The organism is Brevundimonas sp., from assembly GCF_024711105.1.
In the GTDB taxonomy this organism is placed as follows: domain Bacteria; phylum Pseudomonadota; class Alphaproteobacteria; order Caulobacterales; family Caulobacteraceae; genus Brevundimonas.
The window spans coordinates 1-16,726 of sequence record NZ_JANJTL010000150.1 but is presented as its reverse complement, the minus strand read 5'-3'; the positions used below and the strand labels follow the sequence as shown (position 1 = coordinate 16,726).

General features: G+C 64.1%; 18 protein-coding genes. 12 read left to right on the top strand and 6 right to left on the bottom strand.

What is annotated here, in order from left to right; genetic code table 11:
• Position 1: 1 nt before the first annotated feature.
• Genes narJ through Q0M60_RS11660 form a run of 7 tightly spaced genes read left to right on the top strand, consistent with a single transcriptional unit; the run spans position 2 to position 5,631 of the window.
• Positions 2-709 carry a nitrate reductase molybdenum cofactor assembly chaperone gene (gene narJ / locus Q0M60_RS11690; protein WP_296819581.1) on the top strand — a complete coding sequence of 236 codons (708 nt, stop codon included), beginning with the start codon at positions 2-4 and terminating at the stop codon, positions 707-709.
• 12 nt (positions 710-721) lie between these two features.
• Positions 722-1,441, top strand: a complete 720-nt coding sequence (gene narI, locus Q0M60_RS11685; protein WP_296819578.1) for a respiratory nitrate reductase subunit gamma — start codon at positions 722-724, stop codon at positions 1,439-1,441.
• Positions 1,438-2,556: a peptidylprolyl isomerase gene (locus Q0M60_RS11680; protein WP_296819575.1), complete on the top strand. Its 1,119-nt coding sequence runs from the start codon at positions 1,438-1,440 to the stop codon at positions 2,554-2,556. The genes narI and Q0M60_RS11680 overlap by 4 nt, the downstream gene beginning before the upstream one ends.
• Before the next feature lie 49 nt (positions 2,557-2,605).
• Positions 2,606-3,787, top strand: a complete 1,182-nt coding sequence (locus tag Q0M60_RS11675; RefSeq protein ID WP_296819573.1) for a hypothetical protein — start codon at positions 2,606-2,608, stop codon at positions 3,785-3,787.
• A complete protein-coding gene (locus Q0M60_RS11670) occupies positions 3,726-4,379 on the top strand; it encodes a hemerythrin domain-containing protein (RefSeq protein WP_296819571.1) in 654 nt (217 codons plus the stop codon). Before Q0M60_RS11675 ends, Q0M60_RS11670 begins: the two co-directional genes overlap by 62 nt.
• Complete coding sequence (locus Q0M60_RS11665) at positions 4,376-5,038, top strand: carbonic anhydrase (RefSeq protein WP_296819568.1); 663 nt, start codon at positions 4,376-4,378, stop codon at positions 5,036-5,038. Before Q0M60_RS11670 ends, Q0M60_RS11665 begins: the two co-directional genes overlap by 4 nt.
• Positions 5,035-5,631, top strand: coding sequence for a molybdenum cofactor guanylyltransferase (locus Q0M60_RS11660; RefSeq protein ID WP_366855884.1), 597 nt, complete (start codon positions 5,035-5,037; stop codon positions 5,629-5,631). The genes Q0M60_RS11665 and Q0M60_RS11660 overlap by 4 nt, the downstream gene beginning before the upstream one ends.
• A 681-nt stretch (positions 5,632-6,312) precedes the next feature.
• Here the strand turns inward: Q0M60_RS11660 and Q0M60_RS11655 are convergent.
• The 3 genes from Q0M60_RS11655 to Q0M60_RS11645 all read right to left on the bottom strand — a co-directional run bounded on the left by Q0M60_RS11655 (position 6,313) and on the right by Q0M60_RS11645 (position 9,319).
• Positions 6,313-8,664: a DUF5906 domain-containing protein gene (locus Q0M60_RS11655; RefSeq protein WP_296819566.1), complete on the bottom strand. Its 2,352-nt coding sequence runs from the start codon at positions 8,662-8,664 to the stop codon at positions 6,313-6,315.
• Positions 8,664-8,855 (bottom strand): hypothetical protein, encoded by a 192-nt coding sequence (locus Q0M60_RS11650; protein WP_296819564.1) that lies wholly within the window; start codon positions 8,853-8,855, stop codon positions 8,664-8,666. The genes Q0M60_RS11655 and Q0M60_RS11650 overlap by 1 nt, the downstream gene beginning before the upstream one ends.
• A 176-nt stretch (positions 8,856-9,031) precedes the next feature.
• Positions 9,032-9,319, bottom strand: a complete 288-nt coding sequence (locus Q0M60_RS11645) for a hypothetical protein (protein ID WP_296819562.1) — start codon at positions 9,317-9,319, stop codon at positions 9,032-9,034.
• A 676-nt stretch (positions 9,320-9,995) separates the two neighbouring features.
• On the opposite strand from Q0M60_RS11645, the gene Q0M60_RS11640 reads away from it, so the two are divergent.
• Entirely contained in the window at positions 9,996-10,697 is a 702-nt protein-coding gene (locus tag Q0M60_RS11640; RefSeq protein ID WP_296819561.1) for an AAA family ATPase, read from the top strand.
• Between the two features lie 38 nt (positions 10,698-10,735).
• Positions 10,736-11,218, top strand: a complete 483-nt coding sequence (locus tag Q0M60_RS11635) for a response regulator (RefSeq protein ID WP_296819559.1) — start codon at positions 10,736-10,738, stop codon at positions 11,216-11,218.
• A gap of 96 nt (positions 11,219-11,314) precedes the next feature.
• Here Q0M60_RS11635 and Q0M60_RS11630 read toward each other — a convergent pair whose 3' ends face one another.
• The gene (locus tag Q0M60_RS11630) at positions 11,315-11,485 is read right to left on the bottom strand and encodes a hypothetical protein (protein WP_296819557.1); all 171 of its coding nucleotides are present in this window, start codon (positions 11,483-11,485) and stop codon (positions 11,315-11,317) included.
• Between the two features lie 345 nt (positions 11,486-11,830).
• Here Q0M60_RS11630 and mscL point away from each other — a divergent pair, with 345 nt between their 5' ends.
• The 3 genes from mscL (at position 11,831) to Q0M60_RS11615 (ending at position 14,670) form a co-directional block, all read left to right on the top strand.
• Entirely contained in the window at positions 11,831-12,232 is a 402-nt protein-coding gene (gene mscL, locus Q0M60_RS11625; protein WP_296819555.1) for a large-conductance mechanosensitive channel protein MscL, read from the top strand.
• 92 nt (positions 12,233-12,324) lie between these two features.
• Positions 12,325-13,905, top strand: coding sequence for an EAL domain-containing protein (locus Q0M60_RS11620; protein WP_296819553.1), 1,581 nt, complete (start codon positions 12,325-12,327; stop codon positions 13,903-13,905).
• A 120-nt stretch (positions 13,906-14,025) separates the two neighbouring features.
• Positions 14,026-14,670: a pentapeptide repeat-containing protein gene (locus Q0M60_RS11615; RefSeq protein ID WP_296819551.1), complete on the top strand. Its 645-nt coding sequence runs from the start codon at positions 14,026-14,028 to the stop codon at positions 14,668-14,670.
• Here the strand turns inward: Q0M60_RS11615 and Q0M60_RS11610 are convergent.
• The gene (locus Q0M60_RS11610) at positions 14,661-15,182 is read right to left on the bottom strand and encodes a TetR/AcrR family transcriptional regulator (protein ID WP_296819548.1); all 522 of its coding nucleotides are present in this window, start codon (positions 15,180-15,182) and stop codon (positions 14,661-14,663) included. The two genes, Q0M60_RS11615 and Q0M60_RS11610, sit on opposite strands and share 10 nt — an antisense overlap.
• A 426-nt stretch (positions 15,183-15,608) precedes the next feature.
• Positions 15,609-16,726 (bottom strand): helicase HerA-like domain-containing protein (locus Q0M60_RS11605; RefSeq protein ID WP_296819546.1); only part of this gene is annotated, 1,118 nt, incomplete at its 5' end.

Here is a 16,726-nt window from a genome sequence, read left to right as displayed (position 1 = left end):
TATGGCCCTGATCTACCGCGCCCTGGGCCTGATGCTGGCCTATCCCGATGAGCGTCAGCGCGCCCTGATGCCGTCGATCCTCGATGCGGTGAACTCGGAGCCCCGGCTTCCCGGCCCGGTGTCACGCGCGCTCGTCAGCCTTACAGAGCGGCTGGCGAACACCGACACCTACCTGCTGCAGGAAGACTATGTGCAGCTCTTCGACCGGACCCGCACCCTGTGTCTGAACCTCTATGAGCACGTCCACGGGGAAAGCCGCGACAGAGGTCAGGCGATGGCCGCACTGGTCGAACTCTATGCGCAACACGGCCTGGAACTGTCGGCTCGCGAGCTTCCCGACCATCTTCCCGTCTTCCTGGATTTTCTCTCGGTGCTCCCGGATGAGCACGCCGCTTCGCTGCTTGGAGAGGCGTCCCATGTGCTCGAGGCGTTGGCCGAGAGACTGCACAAGCGCTCCAGCCCCTATCGGGCCGTCTTTGGCGCGCTGGTCGCCCTGTCCGACGCGACCCCTGATTCCCAGGCCGTTCAGACGCTCATCCAGGAGCCCGAGGACGATCCGGATGATCTGTCCGCGCTCGACAGGGCCTGGGAGGAAACCGCGGTCACCTTCGGCCCCTCCGAGGATGACGGCTGCCCGAAAGCCGAAGCCATGCTGCGCGCGATGAACGGAGAGCCGCGTCCGGGCCGGGCCGGCGGCCAGGCCGCATAGAGGAGCCGAACGATGAACATCAACTTCCTGGCCTTCGGCGTCTATCCGTATATCGCCCTGGCCGTACTCGTCATCGGCTCGATCCTGCGGTTTGACCGGGAGCAATACACCTGGCGGACTGGCTCGTCGCAGCTGCTGCGCCGCCGTCAGTTGGTGACGGGCTCGATCCTGTTCCACCTCGGCATCCTGGCCATCTTCGGCGGCCATCTGGTCGGTCTGCTGACGCCTGTGGTCGTCTGGGACACGCTGGGGGTCAGTCATGGCTTCAAGCAGATGCTGGCCATCGTGGCCGGCGGGGTGGCCGGGATCTTCTGCCTGACCGGCGGCCTGCTGCTCCTGCATAGGCGTCTGTTCGACGCCCGCATCCGCGCCACCTCGAGCTTCGGGGACACCGCCATCCTGGCGATCCTCCTGCTTCAGCTCTGCCTGGGGCTGGCCACCATTCCCCTGTCGCTCGGGCACCGGGACGGCGAGGAAATGATCAAGTTCATGAACTGGGCGCAGGGCATCTTCACCTTCAATCCCGCCGCCTCGACCTACGTCGCCGAGGTCCACTGGATCTTCAAGGCGCACCTGACGCTGGGTCTGACGATCCTGCTGGTCTTCCCGTTCACCCGTCTGGTCCACATGCTCTCGGCTCCGATCTGGTACCTCAACCGGCGGGGGTGGCAGCTGGTTCGCAGCAAGCGATCGCTCCCCATCGATCGCCGCATTACGGGGGCCCGTCGATGACGGTCGCTCGGTCCCAGGTGATCAACGGCGTCCAGATTCCCGAACGCCTGATAGCGGAAGAAGCCCAGAACCACCCCGCGGGCGGGGCTGAAGAAGCGCGTCGCACCGCAGGCCATGCCCTGGCGATCCGGGCGCTTCTGCTGGACCGCGCCCATGGCCTCGGCCTCAAGCCGGAGGCCGAGATCGGCGATGACGGTCGCGAGGAGACGCCCGAGGAAGCCCTGATCCGGGCGGTTCTCGATGCGGAAGTCGCCGTGACGAGGCCGGACGAGTCCGAATGCCGACGCGTCTATGACACGCGGCGGGACGCCTTCCGCACGCCGACGCTCAGCGAAGCCGCGCATATCCTTTGTGCGCCAGAAGACGACAGCGAAGATGCTTGGGAGCAGGCGCGCCAGCGAGCGGCCTACCTGATCGAAGAACTTCTGGCCTCGCCAGGACGGTTCGTCCCCTTGGCCAAGGCGCACTCGGCCTGTTCATCGGCGACCGTCGGCGGCTCCCTCGGGCAGTTGAGCCCCGGAGACCTCGCCGGCCCGGTCGAGGCGGGACTTGGCCGGCTTCAGCCCGGCGAGATCGGGGCCGAGCCGGTCCGGTCGCGCTTTGGCTGGCATGTGATCAAGCTGGAACGCACGATCGACGGACGCGAACTGCCTTTCGAACACGTCCGGGATCAAATCGCCCTTCATCTGGAAAGCCGCGCCTGGATGGCCGCGGCGACGCGGTACGTCGCAAGCCTGGCGGCGGACGCCCGCGAACAAGGCGTGGGCCTCACGCTTTACGAAGACGGCCGTGTCGGCGAGGCGGGCCTCTCCCTCGGAGACCTGATCCAGGACAGGGAAGGGCTGGCTGAAAGGGTCGAGGCCTGGCTCGACGGAGCCGACCCGGATCTCGCCGCCCGAGTTCGGACCGCCGCCCAGGCCGAAGGGAGGACGTTCGCGGATCTTGTCCGCGGCGAACTCGCCGACTTCGTTTCAAAAGCGGACGACGAACGCTGGACCCAGATGATTTCCGTCGCCCAGGGCGCCGAGGATCCCGCGCTGAACTGTGTGCGGTCCATCCTCAAGGGCCGCCTCGAGCCGGCCGTCCGCTCCTACACGCTCATTCGGAGGGCCTGACATGCGCCTGTTCCTACTCGCCGCCGCCATCGCCATCGCCACGCCCGGCATGGCGGCCGCCCAAGCACCTTCGGCTCCCCCCACCCCTCCCGGCGCGGCCAGCACGGGCGGTGGTTCCGCGGCGATCCTCTTCGACAGTCGCGTCCGGTTCGAAGGCGTCAGCCAGGACGGGCTCGAAGACGCAAACGCGCTGACGGCGAGACTGCGTCTGGGGTGGCGCAGCCAAGCCGTCTCGGGGTTCACCTTCCTTGTGGAGGGGGAAGCGGTTCAGGCCCTCGCCGACGACTTCAACGACACGATCCACGGCCCGCCAACGCAGGCGGTTGTCGCGGACCCGGACGCCGCTGAACTGAACCGGCTGCAGGTGACCTGGACTGGATTACCTCGGACGGAGGTCACGCTGGGGCGCCAGCGGATCGTCCTGGGCAACGCCCGGTTCGTAGGCAATGTCGGCTTCCGCCAGAACGAACAGACCTTTGACGCGGCGCGCGTGACGACCACCGCTCTTGAACCCTTTACCCTGACCTACGCCTACATTGATCGGGTGCACCGGGTCTTCGGCGACGACAGTCCTGCGGGTGAGTGGCGATCGGACAGCCACATCCTCAATGTCGAGGCCCCCACGCCGGTCGGCCGGCTCACGCTCTACGGCTACCAGCTCGCGTTCGAAGATGCGCCCGCGCAATCGTCGACGACCTATGGCGCTCGCCTGGTCGGGGAGCGCGTCATCAGCGGTCCCTGGCGGGCGACGTGGACCGCCGAGCTCGCGCGCCAGACTGACAACCACGCGAGCAACGCGTCCTTCGACCTCGACTACAGTCTGGTTTCCGCGGGGCTGGCCCGCGGGCCGTTCACCATGGCCCTCGCCCGTGAGCGGCTCGATGGAAATGGCGCCCGCGCCTTCCAGACGCCGCTGGCGACGCTGCATGCCTTCCAGGGCTGGGCCGACGTCTTTCTCACGACCCCGGCGGCGGGGCTGACCGATGAATCGATCGCGGTCGGCTACACCTGGGCCGAGCCGCCCATCGGACAGGCGATCGCGATCCTGGGTTCCTGGCGCGATTTCTCGGACGCGCAGGACACGGTCTCCTATGGACAGGAGTTCGATGTCTCCGCCCGCCTGACCCTCGATGAGCGGTGGGCGTTCGAACTGAAGTCCGCTGTCTTTGATGGAGACGGCGGCTTCGCGGATCGCAGCAAGGTCTGGGCATCCCTTGAATACCGTTTCTGAAGGCGAAACGAGACGCGTCCTGGCGCCCGCCCCGCCCGGGCGCACCATCGAGGCGCTCCCCGCCGGACTGCTGGGGGAGCCCCTGACGTGGCTGTTCGCCGAGCACTATCGGCACCGGCAGCTGTGCTCGCTCGTGGAGCGGGTTGGAACCGCGACGGTCCTGCTCCGCGACGAGGTGGAGGAGGCGCTCAACTTCCTGCGGTTCGATCTGCCGCTGCACATCATCGACGAAGAGGACGATCTCTTTCCGCTCCTGAGACGTCGCTGCACGGCCGAGGACGAACTGGGCAAGGCGCTGGGGGCGCTGTCCGCCGACCATCGCGAGGACATAGAGGCCGCGGCCCGTCTGATCGATCTCATGGAACGGGCCTTGGAGAGCGGAGATCCGCCCGGCGGCAATCTCGCCGACCGGCGACACTTCAAGGAATTCGCCAGCCGGGAGCGTCGTCACATCGCTCTCGAGAACGCCGTCGTTTTGCCGATCGCGCGCCTGAGGCTGACGCCTGCCGACCTGCTGAATCTGGCCCGGCGTATGGCGGCCCGAAGAGGCTTTGCCGTCGCGCTTCCCGCCGTCCCACCGGGCAGAGAATGATTTCGAAGCTTCTGGACAACAACCTGAGTTGGGCGGCCGGCAAGACGCATGACGATCCCCACTACTTCCTGCGCCTGAGCGAGGGGCAGCGTCCGGAGTATTTGTGGATCGGATGCTCCGACAGCCGGGTGCCCGCTAACGAGGTGGTGGGCATGCAGCCCGGCGAGCTGTTCGTCCATCGCAACGTCGCCAATCTGGCCCCGATCGGCGATCTCAATCTGATGGCGGTGCTCCAGTTCGCGATCGAGTCCCTCGAGGTTCGGCATATCATCGTCTGTGGCCATTACGGTTGCGGAGGAATCCGCGCGGCGATGGACAACGCGCGCCACGGGGTTCTCGATCACTGGCTTCAGCGAGTGCAGCGGATCTGCGAGGATCACCGCGCTGAGTTGCAGGCAATCCACGACCCAGATATGCGCGCCAATCTGGTAGCGGAACTGAATGTCCTCGCGCAGGTGCGCTCGCTGGCACGCAACCCCTATGTGACCGACGCCTGGCGCCGAAGGCAACCGCTCGCGCTTCACGGGTGGGTTTACTCGATCCGTGATGGGCTGCTCCGGGATCTCGAAACGACAATCGGCGGCCGCTCCGACGCCGACGTGCTCTTCTCATCGGCCCAGCCTTCCCGGCGACGCCAACAGCCGAAATTCCCAGGATGATGCGCTTCGGCACTGCAATCCTTGCTGGTGGCCGAGGTGTGCGCATAGGGGGTGCAAAGCCATCGAGGATGCTCGGAGGGATGAGCCTGTTGGAGCGGGCGACGGAGCGAGCCTTGTTTTGGGGGGCGCCCACCGCCATCGTAGTGCGAACTGGAGACCAAGTGGTCAAAGGCGCCAGGCTGCTCAACGATCACCCGAATATCCCCGGCCCTCTCGCCGGCCTGCGGGCGGCGATCATCTGGGCAGCTGAGCTAGATCTCCAAGCTGTGCTCACGATACCTTGCGACATGCCGTTCTTGCCGGCCGATTTACCCTGGCGCTTGGGAGGGAGCCTGACTGAAGGCTTCGATGTGGCGACCGCCATCAGCGACGGCCGGCGTCACCCGATCTGCAGTCTATGGAGACCCGGGGTTTTGGGCGCTATCGACGCGATGGTCTCTAGATCGAAGTACTCACTTCACGGCGTTGCGGATAGTGTCGGAGCCGCCGAGGTATGTTGGCCGGTAAATGGCATCGACCCCTTCTTCAATATCAATTCGCAGGCAGACATGTACAGGGCTGCAAGAATAATTGCCATGGCGGAGAAATATTGAAGACATCAATCCACACCTCTCTTGAGTACAAGATCAGCACCTCTTTTCATCGTCGACCCCGCGGTCGAGGCGCGCCCTCGCTGCTCAGCGTTGTGGAGCCTTTCCTACATCCCAGTAGGAAAGCCCGAGGCCCTGTTCTGCGCACATTCTCTATCATCATCACCGGCCGCGGCCAGGGCCAAACCTCAAAGTGCAGCACCGTGTCTCCAAGAGCCACTGCACGAGCTTGTTGACCTCGTCTGCCTTCGGCGGAACCGGAAAGCCCAGCCGGCGCAGCTCCCACCTAGCGAGCCTCCAGCAATCCGCAGGATCGGTCCACCGTCCGCCGGTCATGGCCCAGAGCATCGCGCGGTCCTTGCGGATGACACGCGGAGCGCCAGGGCCGGTGGCCCACCGGCCGCGAGGCTCTAGCGGCGGGCGGAGCGGAGCGCGCTGGTACTCCCAGTCGTTGATCGCCATGCGCGACAGGTTGGGACGAAGGACCTCCGCCAACTCTGAAGCCAGCATGAGATCCCAGACTAGACCAGGCGTGGCCGCGTAGATCTCCCTTGCCAGTTGCGGGCGGAGCAAGTGCTTTGGAGAGGTGGGGCGGCGTAACGCCGCCCCTTCCTCGACGATCAGACCATTCACTTCAGTCACTATTTCGATCCGAAAAAAAACAGGAAGGGTGCTTAGAGAGACCTAGGCCGCCCTCTTGCCCTTCGATTGTGCGAGGTCCAAAACGACTGACTGACGTGAATAGTGATTGCGTAGCTCCGCAGCCGTGGCCTCCTTCCAGTGGTCGAGGTTGCGAACCGCCCAGACGCGGCGGTTCGGCGCGGTTGTATAGTTCGCAGGAAGCTGCCCCACGGACGCTGCGCGCAGCCTAGTCAGAGCCTTGCGTACCCGGGAGACATTAGTTGATGAGAACCCGGCGAGCCGCAGGAGGGGCACAAGCTCTTCCGGCCAGACCAAGTCGATGTCGAACGGCTCGGTCCTCTCTTGGATCGCCTGTTTCAGGTATTGCTCCATCTCAGGCTGCGAGAACTCGATCACCTTGGCTTTGGCCTCCGTCATGGGCGCCGGAGCCTTGGCATTGAAGTCCGCGATGTTGCGCGCCAGCAGCTCGGCCTTGAGAGCGGGGACCTCGGCGTCGAGAGCCTGGTAGAGCTCAGCGTAAAACTCTACCGGTTGCTTCCGCTCGCCATACTCGGGGATCCAGAACCGGCGATCGCCAGGTTCCAGGCGGAAGGGTAGCTGCTCGTTCGAGATGGCGAAAACCAAGTCCGGTGTGCGGGCCTGATAGAAGGGGATGCCCTTCTCCTCGACCTGGATGTGGCGGGCGGTCACCAACTCTTTGATCCGCGTCGCTACCTCTGAACGCTCTTCGTGTGAGGTCTCCTCGAAGACCAGAACCTGCGTGTTGGTCAGGTCGGCCCAGAAGCGACCGGCGAGGCTGCTGCCCTGCGCGACCCTGCAGTTGTGATCGCCCACCAGCGCTTTAACGATGTGCTCGATAGTCGACTTGCCCGAGCCCTGGATGCCGCGAATGACCGGCATGTGGTTCACTTTTTCGCCCGGGCGCTGGACGAGGAACGCCAACAGATCGAGCAGGTGGTCGCGATCCTTGGCCTCCGGAAGGAGCGTTTCGAGCAGGGTCTCGATGTGCGCCCACGATCCGGGGCGGGGATCAACTCCGCCCGGCCTCCAAAGGTTGAGCCGTTCGTCTTCAACCAGCTCGCCGGCCGGGACGTAGGTCGTGCCTTTCACCTTCAGCGCGCCGTACCACTGGCTCATGGCCTTGTGGGCAGACACGTCCAGTTTGTGGGCATAGAGCGTGCTCAGGGCTGAGGGGATGAAGGTCTCACGCCCGTCCAGGTCGATGTAACCTTTCCGGTTTGCGACAAAAGCGTACTGCCGCGCGACCTCTACCAAGCCCTCAACCTGGTAGCCCAGCGCGATCGGACTGTGGCAGGTCTGCGAGAAGGGGCAGCGCTGGCATCCCTCGAACTGCAGTTCCTCGCGGATGTTGTCGCACGTGCGCGCTTTGCCGAACCCAAGGCTGCGTTCGATCTTGGCTTGTGTCTCACTCTCGTCGTAGCCGGGATAGGGCCGCGACATGGCGTGCGCGTGCGCTACGCCATCCTCGCAGTGGACCACGATGTCCAGGGCTGCCTTCCACTCGGGCTCAGCCAGGACTTCGGCGTTGTCGAAGGCGTGCGCGATGAAGGCGCACCCCGCGCGGATCGACTCCACACTGGGCTTGTCGTCCCGCTCCTGCTCGTGGTCCCGCTTCTTCGACCTGGGCGCCGATGAGCTGGGCTTGACCGCCTTCGGCAGGGGTTCGCCGAACTTGCGCAGATCGGCAAGACTGAGCCGGGGCCCGTCCTCGCCCCACGCGCTGGTGGCGCGCGGAGGATCGTACTTGTGATTGAGGGTGTGGGGTAGGCGGGTCAGACGCGAGAGGTCGGATGTCGTGTCGAGATCCCAGCCGAACCGTTCCTTCGCAGCCTGCCTGAGGCGTAGCTGGAAGTTAAGGGCCGAGTCCTTCGCGTCCAACCGTTCCTCGGGAGAGGCGAACACGATCGGCTCTTCGAGGACCCAGAGCGCCAACAGGCCGCCGCCCGTCAGCAAGGCGCGCGTGTAAGGCGGATAACCGGAAGCCTCAATGAGGCGGTCCAGGTCCTCGGGCGTCTGCGGTAGCTTTTCGTCCGCTTTCTTGTGCTTGCCCCAGGCCCCATCGAAGTCCAGCGACAGGAAGCACAGGGCGGACGCATCCGCGTCCTGCGGCTTCTTGTTCATCGGCGTACGCACGACGCAGGAGTTCAGATAGACGTTCTCGGACTCGCGGAGCGACAAGACAAAGTGCGCCGCGTGATCGAGCGCGCCCAAATCGAACGACCGGCCCCCCATGCCGCGGCCGGCAGGCCAGCTAAGGACGATGTGCCCCTCAACGCCGGCATAGAGGAACTCAAGGTGCTCGCGGATCTCGCGAAGCGCCTGTTCGGGAGGGACGTCATTCAGTTGCGGGGGAGGAAGCTGCTCGATAGTCATCAGCGGGCCTCCTGCGTATTGGAGGCCTCACCGAAGATCGCTTCGAGATCGTGGCGGCTGTACAGGGTGCGCCGGCCGGATCCGACACAGCGGGGGCCTACTCCCTTGGCGCGGAGCTGGGCGAGTTTGTTGCGAGACAGTCCGAACTCACGCTCGATCTGGCTCTGATTAAGGTAGACGTTGGGGGTCACGTGCGTGTCCCTGAGGTTCAGCGGACCGCCTCAATAGGGCTTCTGCGTCGGCCTGCATCAACGGATGTCGAAGGTCTACTGGAAGAAACCTCTCGTCGAACGCAGATTTCTTGAATTGAGTAGCCGTCTACATGGACAGGCGGCTCGGCGGCCGGTCAGACCGCCGAGCCTCGGTCCTAGACGGCCCCGCGAGGCTTCTGGCCGGTGACGCGGCACAGGAACCAGACCAGGGCCTGGGGCCGCGGCGTCTGGAGCGCCAGGAGGTACTCCTCCGCCAGCTTGAGGAAGTAGAGGGACCCCGGGTCGGCCCGGGACATGTCCTCCGGCTCAACATGCATCTCGCAGCGGGCGGCCAGGTGCTCGGCCAGCCACCACACCAGGCGGGCTTCGGTTTGCAGCCAGAGCTCGGGCTCCTTGGCCCAGACAGTGCCTTCCAGCTTCTTGAAGGCGTCAAAGTCGATCATTCGTACTAACTCCAAAGTTTCAAAGCCGCGTCTATCGCGGCCTTGAGGTTATGGAGCATCCGGACCCCTGTATTCGGTCAGTCCGGGCGAAGGAGTACACCCTTTTTCGCACACCAAATCAGGCCACTTAGCCGGACTGTCCTAAAATCCCTCGGGGGCGATCTCGGATTTTGGGGTGCTATCATATTAGGCGCTTGGCGTGGGTCGCTTCACACTGGCCAGCCTGTCAGGCTGGATCTCGCCCCTGCTCGCGGCAGCCTCGTCCGCGCTGAGCAAACGTGCTGTCTCGATGCCGAGGAGTGAGGCGGCGGAAAGCAAGAGGTGCGCCCAGGTGCTGCGGCTAGCGAACAGCATGCCGAATGGGGCCAATGTTCCGCCTCTGTTGAGGTACCCGTGCGCGATCGGGCGGCCTGCGCCTTCGTCGATCCGGCGAAGAAGATCAACCAGCGGTTCGGCCCTCGTATGAACAGCCAGCACCCGCGATGGGCCGTGCGGGGACACGCCGGGGCACCCTCCCAGTGTCGTCAGGTCAATGTCTTCTTCCTGACGAGGGCAGACAAACGTCGCCGACACGTCATGCGACTGACTGGTCGCGCCGCCTGGAAAATGTCCGCCTCTGGACAAAAGAGAGGGACGAGAACAAGGGGATGTCAGAACCGGGGCTGTGGCTGGTGTCATGATGCGTCATGAGGCGATAGGCGCGCGCAAGCGCGGTCCTAAAACGGTCGCGGTCATCAGCCGGAAGGGCGGCTCGGGAAAGACCACCATCGCCACGAGCATCGCCATTGGCCTGAGCCGCCGGGGGCTAAGGACGCTTTTAGCGGATACCGACCCCCAAGGCACCGCCACTGAGGTCCTGAAGCATCGTTCAGCCGGCGCGCCGAGCTATCGGGTCTCTTCCGGCGCGAAGCTCTACACCCTGAAGCTGGAGCTGGAACGCGAAGGGTATGACGCCTTGGTGGTCGACACGCCGGGGGTGCTCCAGGATGAAGCCTCGCTCGCCATCAGCGGGTCGGACCTCACCCTGCTGGTGGTGCGTCCCAGCTACCTTGACCTTGCGGCGGCGGCCTACACCGCGCGCCTGATTACTCAGCTGCGTAAACCGGGCCTTGTCGTGCTCAATCAGGCTCCGCCGGCGCGTGGCGGCAGGGAAACATCCAAGGTCGAGCGCGCGCTCGAAGCGCTCAAGCTGCTGCAGCTTCCTATTTCTCCCGTGATCGTTCACTCACGCGCCGCCTTCCAGTCCTCCGCCGAGCGGGGACTGTCGGTAGAGGAGACGTGGCAAGACCTGATGGCGGCTGGAGAAATCGCTTCGCTCACGGAGCTTGTCCTCATCAACCTCCGGGATTATGCCTCGCCAGAGCTCAGGGGAGCCTAGGCTCAGGCCCAAGGCCGTGACCGCACCTCCGGAGGCACATGCTCGACGAAAGACTAGTTGTCCTTTTCTTGGACGACGACGAGATGGTGCGCACGGTCGTCGAGGCGATCCTCGACGATCGGGGACATATGGTTCGCAGCGCAAGCTCCGCCGGGGCCGCGCTTGAGATACTCGCAAGCGACACAGGTTCGGAGATTGATCTAGTTCTCTCGGATGAGATGATGCCGGAAATGCGCGGGTCTGAACTCCTTGGCGTCATTGCCGAGCGCTGGCCGGACCTGCCAGCAGCGATCATCAGCGGTTACTCAGAGCGCTTGGCCGAAAGAGGACTGCCGCGGCTGAGCAAGCCGTTTACGTCGGACGACGTGGGTAGAGTTGTTGGAGCTCCTGCTAGGGTCGCAATAGCCGACCAAGCGACGCAACAGCGCACGGGTGGGCATCCGAGTGCTGTTCGAGGAACCGCTTTTTTCTCCCGAAGCGGTCCCTTGCAAGACACTTGGCTTGCGAAACCTGGGATTTGATCGGCCTGGGTGAAGACAGGCCCCTGCGGTTGCTCCCATTTTCTGAAGCATGTGGACTGCAAAGTTCGCCATGGGACCGGTGAACGTCGTTCAACGTCACCGTTTTGCGAGCAGGCTATGACGAGCCAAGATGCGTCTCGACACGAACCATGAGGCGGCATGGCCCGCGACGCACTCTCTCAAGAGTTCTCTGCGGCGCAGCGCCAGCGTGAACGGGTGGCTGCGCTTCTCGCCATCGAACTTGCGGTGGCCGGAACTGCTGTTCATGAGGATATCCTAATCCCGCTAGTCCTGCATCGCCTGAGGAGAGCTTCGGCTGTCGCCGAACCTGTGCCGTCCCAACTATTCGTCGTGGAGACGCTGCGGTTATTTTCCAGCTCCGCAGCCGGAGCGGATGAAGCCCCGCTCTTTCGTCTTCAGGCCGGCCCGATACCGGGCATGTGGGATCTCCTTCCAGACTATCGCCCGCAATTGAGCCCGGGCGCTTAGCTCCGCTTCAGAGGAAAGCCCGAGGCGCTACCCGCCAGAGATTCGCTGAACGATGTTCAATCTGATTGCTGGCTCCGCCCCCGGTGACCGGATAGCAGACTGTGACGCAGTGGAGGGCAAGAGATGGGTGTGGTTTCAGAGTTCCGCGAGTTCGCTGCCCGTGGCAACATGGTCGACTTGGCCGTCGGTGTCATAATCGGCGCCGCGTTCGGCAAGATCGTCACCAGTCTCGTGGATGACGTTATCATGCCCCCGATCGGACTATTGATCGGCGGTGTCGACTTCTCTCAGCTCAAGTTTGTCCTGGAGGAAGCGAATGCGCTGACCGGTCAGGCGGAGGTCGCCATTGCCTACGGTGCGTTCCTGAACACTCTCTTCCAGTTTCTCATCGTCGCGGCAGTTGTTTTCGCGATGGTGAAGGGCCTCAATCGTCTTCGCCGACCGCCGGTCGAGCCGGCGGAACCGACTCTGACTCCCGATCAGGAACTGCTGACGGAAATCCGAGATCTTCTCCGCACGCGATAGTCAAGCCTGGTCGATTCACCACAACATCCCGAGCGCGGCGACAGCCGGGCGCATCGCGGGCAGGAGTGGGTCATGACGAATGCAGGCGGGCGTTGGCGCGCGACTATCACATGAATCCCGGCAGCCTCACCCTGCTCGCCTTCGCCTTCGCCACCAGCGACGTGCTTCTTGAGATTGATACGACCGGAGAGGTTACCACGGCCCTTGGCGCGGTCGCCCAGTTGGCGCCTGAGCCGCTCCCTGAGGAGTGGCTGGGAGTATTTCGTCGGGAAGATACACTCACGCTTCGCTCGGCGTTTCGAACGCTACGAGATGGCCAAAGGGCAGGGCCCTACGCCGTCGTGAGCGCATCGGGCAAATCCTGTTTGGTGTCCCTGTGTCGACTCCCATCCAACGGAGGGCGCGTCGCCTGCGTCATCGCCTTTGCTCCTCCCCCTGACCTTTCGGGAAGCGGGGAGTTCGGCCTACTGAACGCCGACGAGTTCCGCGTAGCTTTTGAGAAGTTGATGGCTTCTGGCGAGGTCCATCAGGGCCACACGGAAATCTCAGTCGTTCAAATTCCTGGCTTTGACAACCTTGCGGCCCAGCCTCAAGCGGAGATCAGCGCCGCCATCCGAGCCGAAGCGGTCTTCGGCGTCGGCGCTGCTCGGCTGGGCGCGGATACATTCGGCGTGATCCGGTCCCGCAATAATGGCGGAGAGACGCTAGAAGCACGCCTGAACAGCGAGCTAAAGACCTTCGGAACCCAGGCAAGGTCGCTCGGACAGGTTCGACGCGACGACAAAAGCTCATCGAGTTCTCATCAACTTAGAGCGCTACAACTGGCTCTCAGGGACATGGCTGCCGACGATGTTCCCACGGCTGGCTTTTTCGCGGTCCTGGAGACGCGGATGAAGACGACCGTGCAGGTCGCAGAGCGTCTCGCCGCCCGATTAAGGGAAGAACGGTTTTCACTTGAGTTCCAGCCTATCGTCGACCTCACCAGTCGCCGCATTCACCACTTCGAGGCGCTTCTCAGACTCTCCGGGGAAGACACTTTCGCCGCGGTGCGCGCAGCCGAGGCCATGGACATGGCGCCTGATCTGGACCTGGGCGTCGTGCGTTCGGTGATCAGGCGGCTCCGCCAGGAGCCGCCCAGCATCCTTGTGGCGGTAAACCTCTCCGCCGCCACCCTTGGCTCTGCTGGGGCCCACGACGCAATCCTCGGCGCTCTCGACGGGGCGAAGGACCTGTCCCAACGCCTGCTGATCGAGATAACAGAGAGCGAGACCCTGAAGGATTTAGATCAGGCCAACAGACGTATCCAGGATTTCCGTCAGCGCGGTCACTCGGTTTATCTGGATGACTTCGGCGCCGGGGCGGCATCGATCTCGTATTTGCAGATGCTGGAGGTCGATGGAGTGAAGATCGATGGCCGTTACATCAGGGACATCACAAAGTCGAACCGCGACAGGACTCTGGTCAAACACATCGTCAGGCTGTGTGCGGACTTCGGAACTCGTTGCGTCGCCGAGGTAGTCGAGACCGAGGAGGTCCACGCGGTTCTTGTCGAAGCCGGCGTGACTTACGGCCAAGGATGGCTTTACGGGCGCCCTTCTGCGGTGATGTTGTCCGCCGCGACCAATGCAGGATCAGTCCCCCGCCGACGTGGACTCCTTGACGAGTGGAGGTAGCCCCCATCCTATTCGCGATGAAGGGGGCCACAGTCCTCCCGGAACCATTCCGCGTTGCTGAGCAACGACATTCAAGGCCATGTACTCCATTGGGCTCGATCGCGCCTTTACGCGTGAACAATGTTCACCGGTAGTAATATCGCAACGGCGCACACCCGCGTCGATCTTTCTCGGTGTGCGATAGACCCCGCCTATCTCACGGGTTCGGTACGGGACCCTGACGAGGCCGCGCACTCGCGGCTAGAGGACATTCAACGTCGGATCGCGCTGGCCGAGGAGTGGGTCATTTCCCGGGGCGCGAAGGGGCGCACAGCGGTGCTGGACGATGAGGACTTACGGGTGCTCCCCAAAGGGCTCACTGGTCGTTCCTTGGCCGGCGCGAGCTTTCGGCGAATCTGCGGTGTGGGCATGGATTTTTCAGGCGCAGTCCTGGTCGGAGCTGTGTTTAACGAATCTGATCTGCGCGATGCCGACTTCAGCAGAAGCGACCTGCGCGGCGCTTCGTTCCAGGACTGCAGGCTGGACCACGCCCGCTTCGACCTATCGGATCTCCGCTCCATTGAGACAGCCAAGGGGCGCTGCGCCGTGTCATTCTTCGGCTCCAAGCTGGTTCAGACCCGTTTCGACGGCGCCAAGGTCGACATGGGTTCAGACCACACCCCTCCTTCGCCAACCTTCGGTGACTCAATGGCGCGAAGCCGACAAGAGAGGCTCCAAGGTGCAAAGGAAGAATGTCCTGACGGATATCGCACCATTCATCCGTAGGTCATTCGTACTGCAAACGCATTGAACCGCGAAATTACATCCGCGCGGTCAATTTGGCCTAGCGCGAGTCCTTTAACCAGCTGGCTATAGTAGCCGAGCATAGCGGGGAACAAGTCATCATAGGCGCCTAATTCGTCGGTTCTGGCAGCGACGACTATCCGTTCGACCAGAGTAAACAGTTTGCCTATTCCGGCGTTTCCCGCGGGCGGATTCACGTTCGCCCCCATCAAGTAAAGTTTGTAGCGCGGATAATCCATGTCCAGGTCGAGGGTCGCGAGCAAGGCGTCCCTGAGCCGGTCGGCCACGGTTCCCTGCGGCTTTCGGAGTTCCCTCAGCATGATCTCGACTCGCGTGGTCAAGTCCCGCTCGACGAGCGCGGACACGAGCTCATCTATAGTTCCGCAGATGTTGATCACGGTGCCAACACTGACGCCCACGCGACCTGCTACCGCCCTCACTGTAACGGCCTCAACCCCCCCGCCGCGCGCGAGGTCGCGGGCCGCGTCGATCATCCGTTCATGCAATTCGCGTTTGCAGCCCATCGCGGCTCCTCCCCCGAGCACGCTGACCGACCCAAGCTAATCTCACATTGACCTCCGTCAAAGGTCGCGTCGAGACGACCGGGGCTCGTCCGTGAAGAGGATTGGCGGAGCGCCGATGGGCGCCTTCGTTTCCTAGTCCGCAAAGATCGACTGCCGCCCGTTTCCTAGCGCCCCTGGCGCCGCAAGGGCATTGACCTCCTGGCGCCTAGCGGCGAGTCGCGGACCCGCTGCCTCCACGCCCGTGGCGTCAGACCTGACGGGAGGCGATGAGTGGTCCCGATATTCCAAGTGCGTGCCCCATCAAAGGTTCTCGGGTGCCTTCTAGAGGTTCGACCCCACCGGCCTGAAGGTCCATGCGGGTTCCGTACCGGCGGGTCTGTTGCGACTCCCCGCCGCTCACCGTCCGCGGGACAGACCGCCGAGAATGCCTCTGAAGATGGCCCGTCCGACCGAAGAGCCTACCGAGCGCGCGACTGATTTGGTGAAGGCCTCGGCGGTCGACTGCCGGGTGGAGCGGCGCGGAGCCGGCGCGCGCGGCTCGGCGCGGGGCCGAGAGGCCCGGGCGCGGGGCTGCTGTTCGTAGGCGTCGTCCAGGCGGTCCATGCGCGGGTCGCGCGCCGGCTTGTCCTTTTCCGCAGTCGCCTTTTCAGCCCGGCCCGCCAGCATTTCCTGGGCCGACTCCCTATCGACGGCGGTGTCATAGACCCCGCGCACAGGGCTGGCGCCCATCACCGCCTGGCGCTCGGCGTCCGTGGCGGGCCCGAGCCGCGAGGCCGGCGGCCGGATCAAGGTGCGGGCGACCACCGTCGGCGCGCCTTTTTCGTCCAGCAGCGAAACGAGCGCCTCGCCGACGCCGAGCTGCTGGATGGCCTCGGCGGTGTCGAAGGCCGGATTGGTGCGGAAGCTGTCCGAGGCGGCCTTAAGCCCGCGCTGCTCGGCCGGGGTGTAGGCCCGGAGCGCGTGCTGGATGCGGTTGCCGAGCTGGGACAGGACCGTGTCCGGGATGTCGGCCGGGTTCTGGGTGACGAAATAGACGCCGACGCCCTTGGAGCGGATCAGCCGCACCACCTGCTCGACCTTCTCGACCAGGGCGCGCGGCGTGTCTCGGAACAGCAGGTGCGCCTCGTCGAAGAAGAAGACCAGCCGCGGCTTCTCCGGGTCGCCGACCTCGGGCAGCTGCTCGAACAGCTCCGACAGCAGCCACAGCAGGAAGGTCGAATAAAGCCGGGGGCTCGAGATCAGCGTGGTGGCGTCCAGCACATTCACCTGGCCCTTGCCGTCCAGGCCCGTGCGGATCATGTCCTCGAGCTTCAGCGCCGGCTCCCCGAAGAAGGCCTGTCCTCCCTGGTCCTCGAGCTGCAGGATGGCCCGCTGGATGGCCGCGACCGAGGCCGGGGCGACATTGCCATAGGTGCGGCCGATTTCGTCGGCGTTCTGCGACACATGCGCCAGGATGGCCCGCACGTCGTCGAGGTCGAGCAGCAGCAGGCCCTCGTCGTCGGCCACCCGGAAGG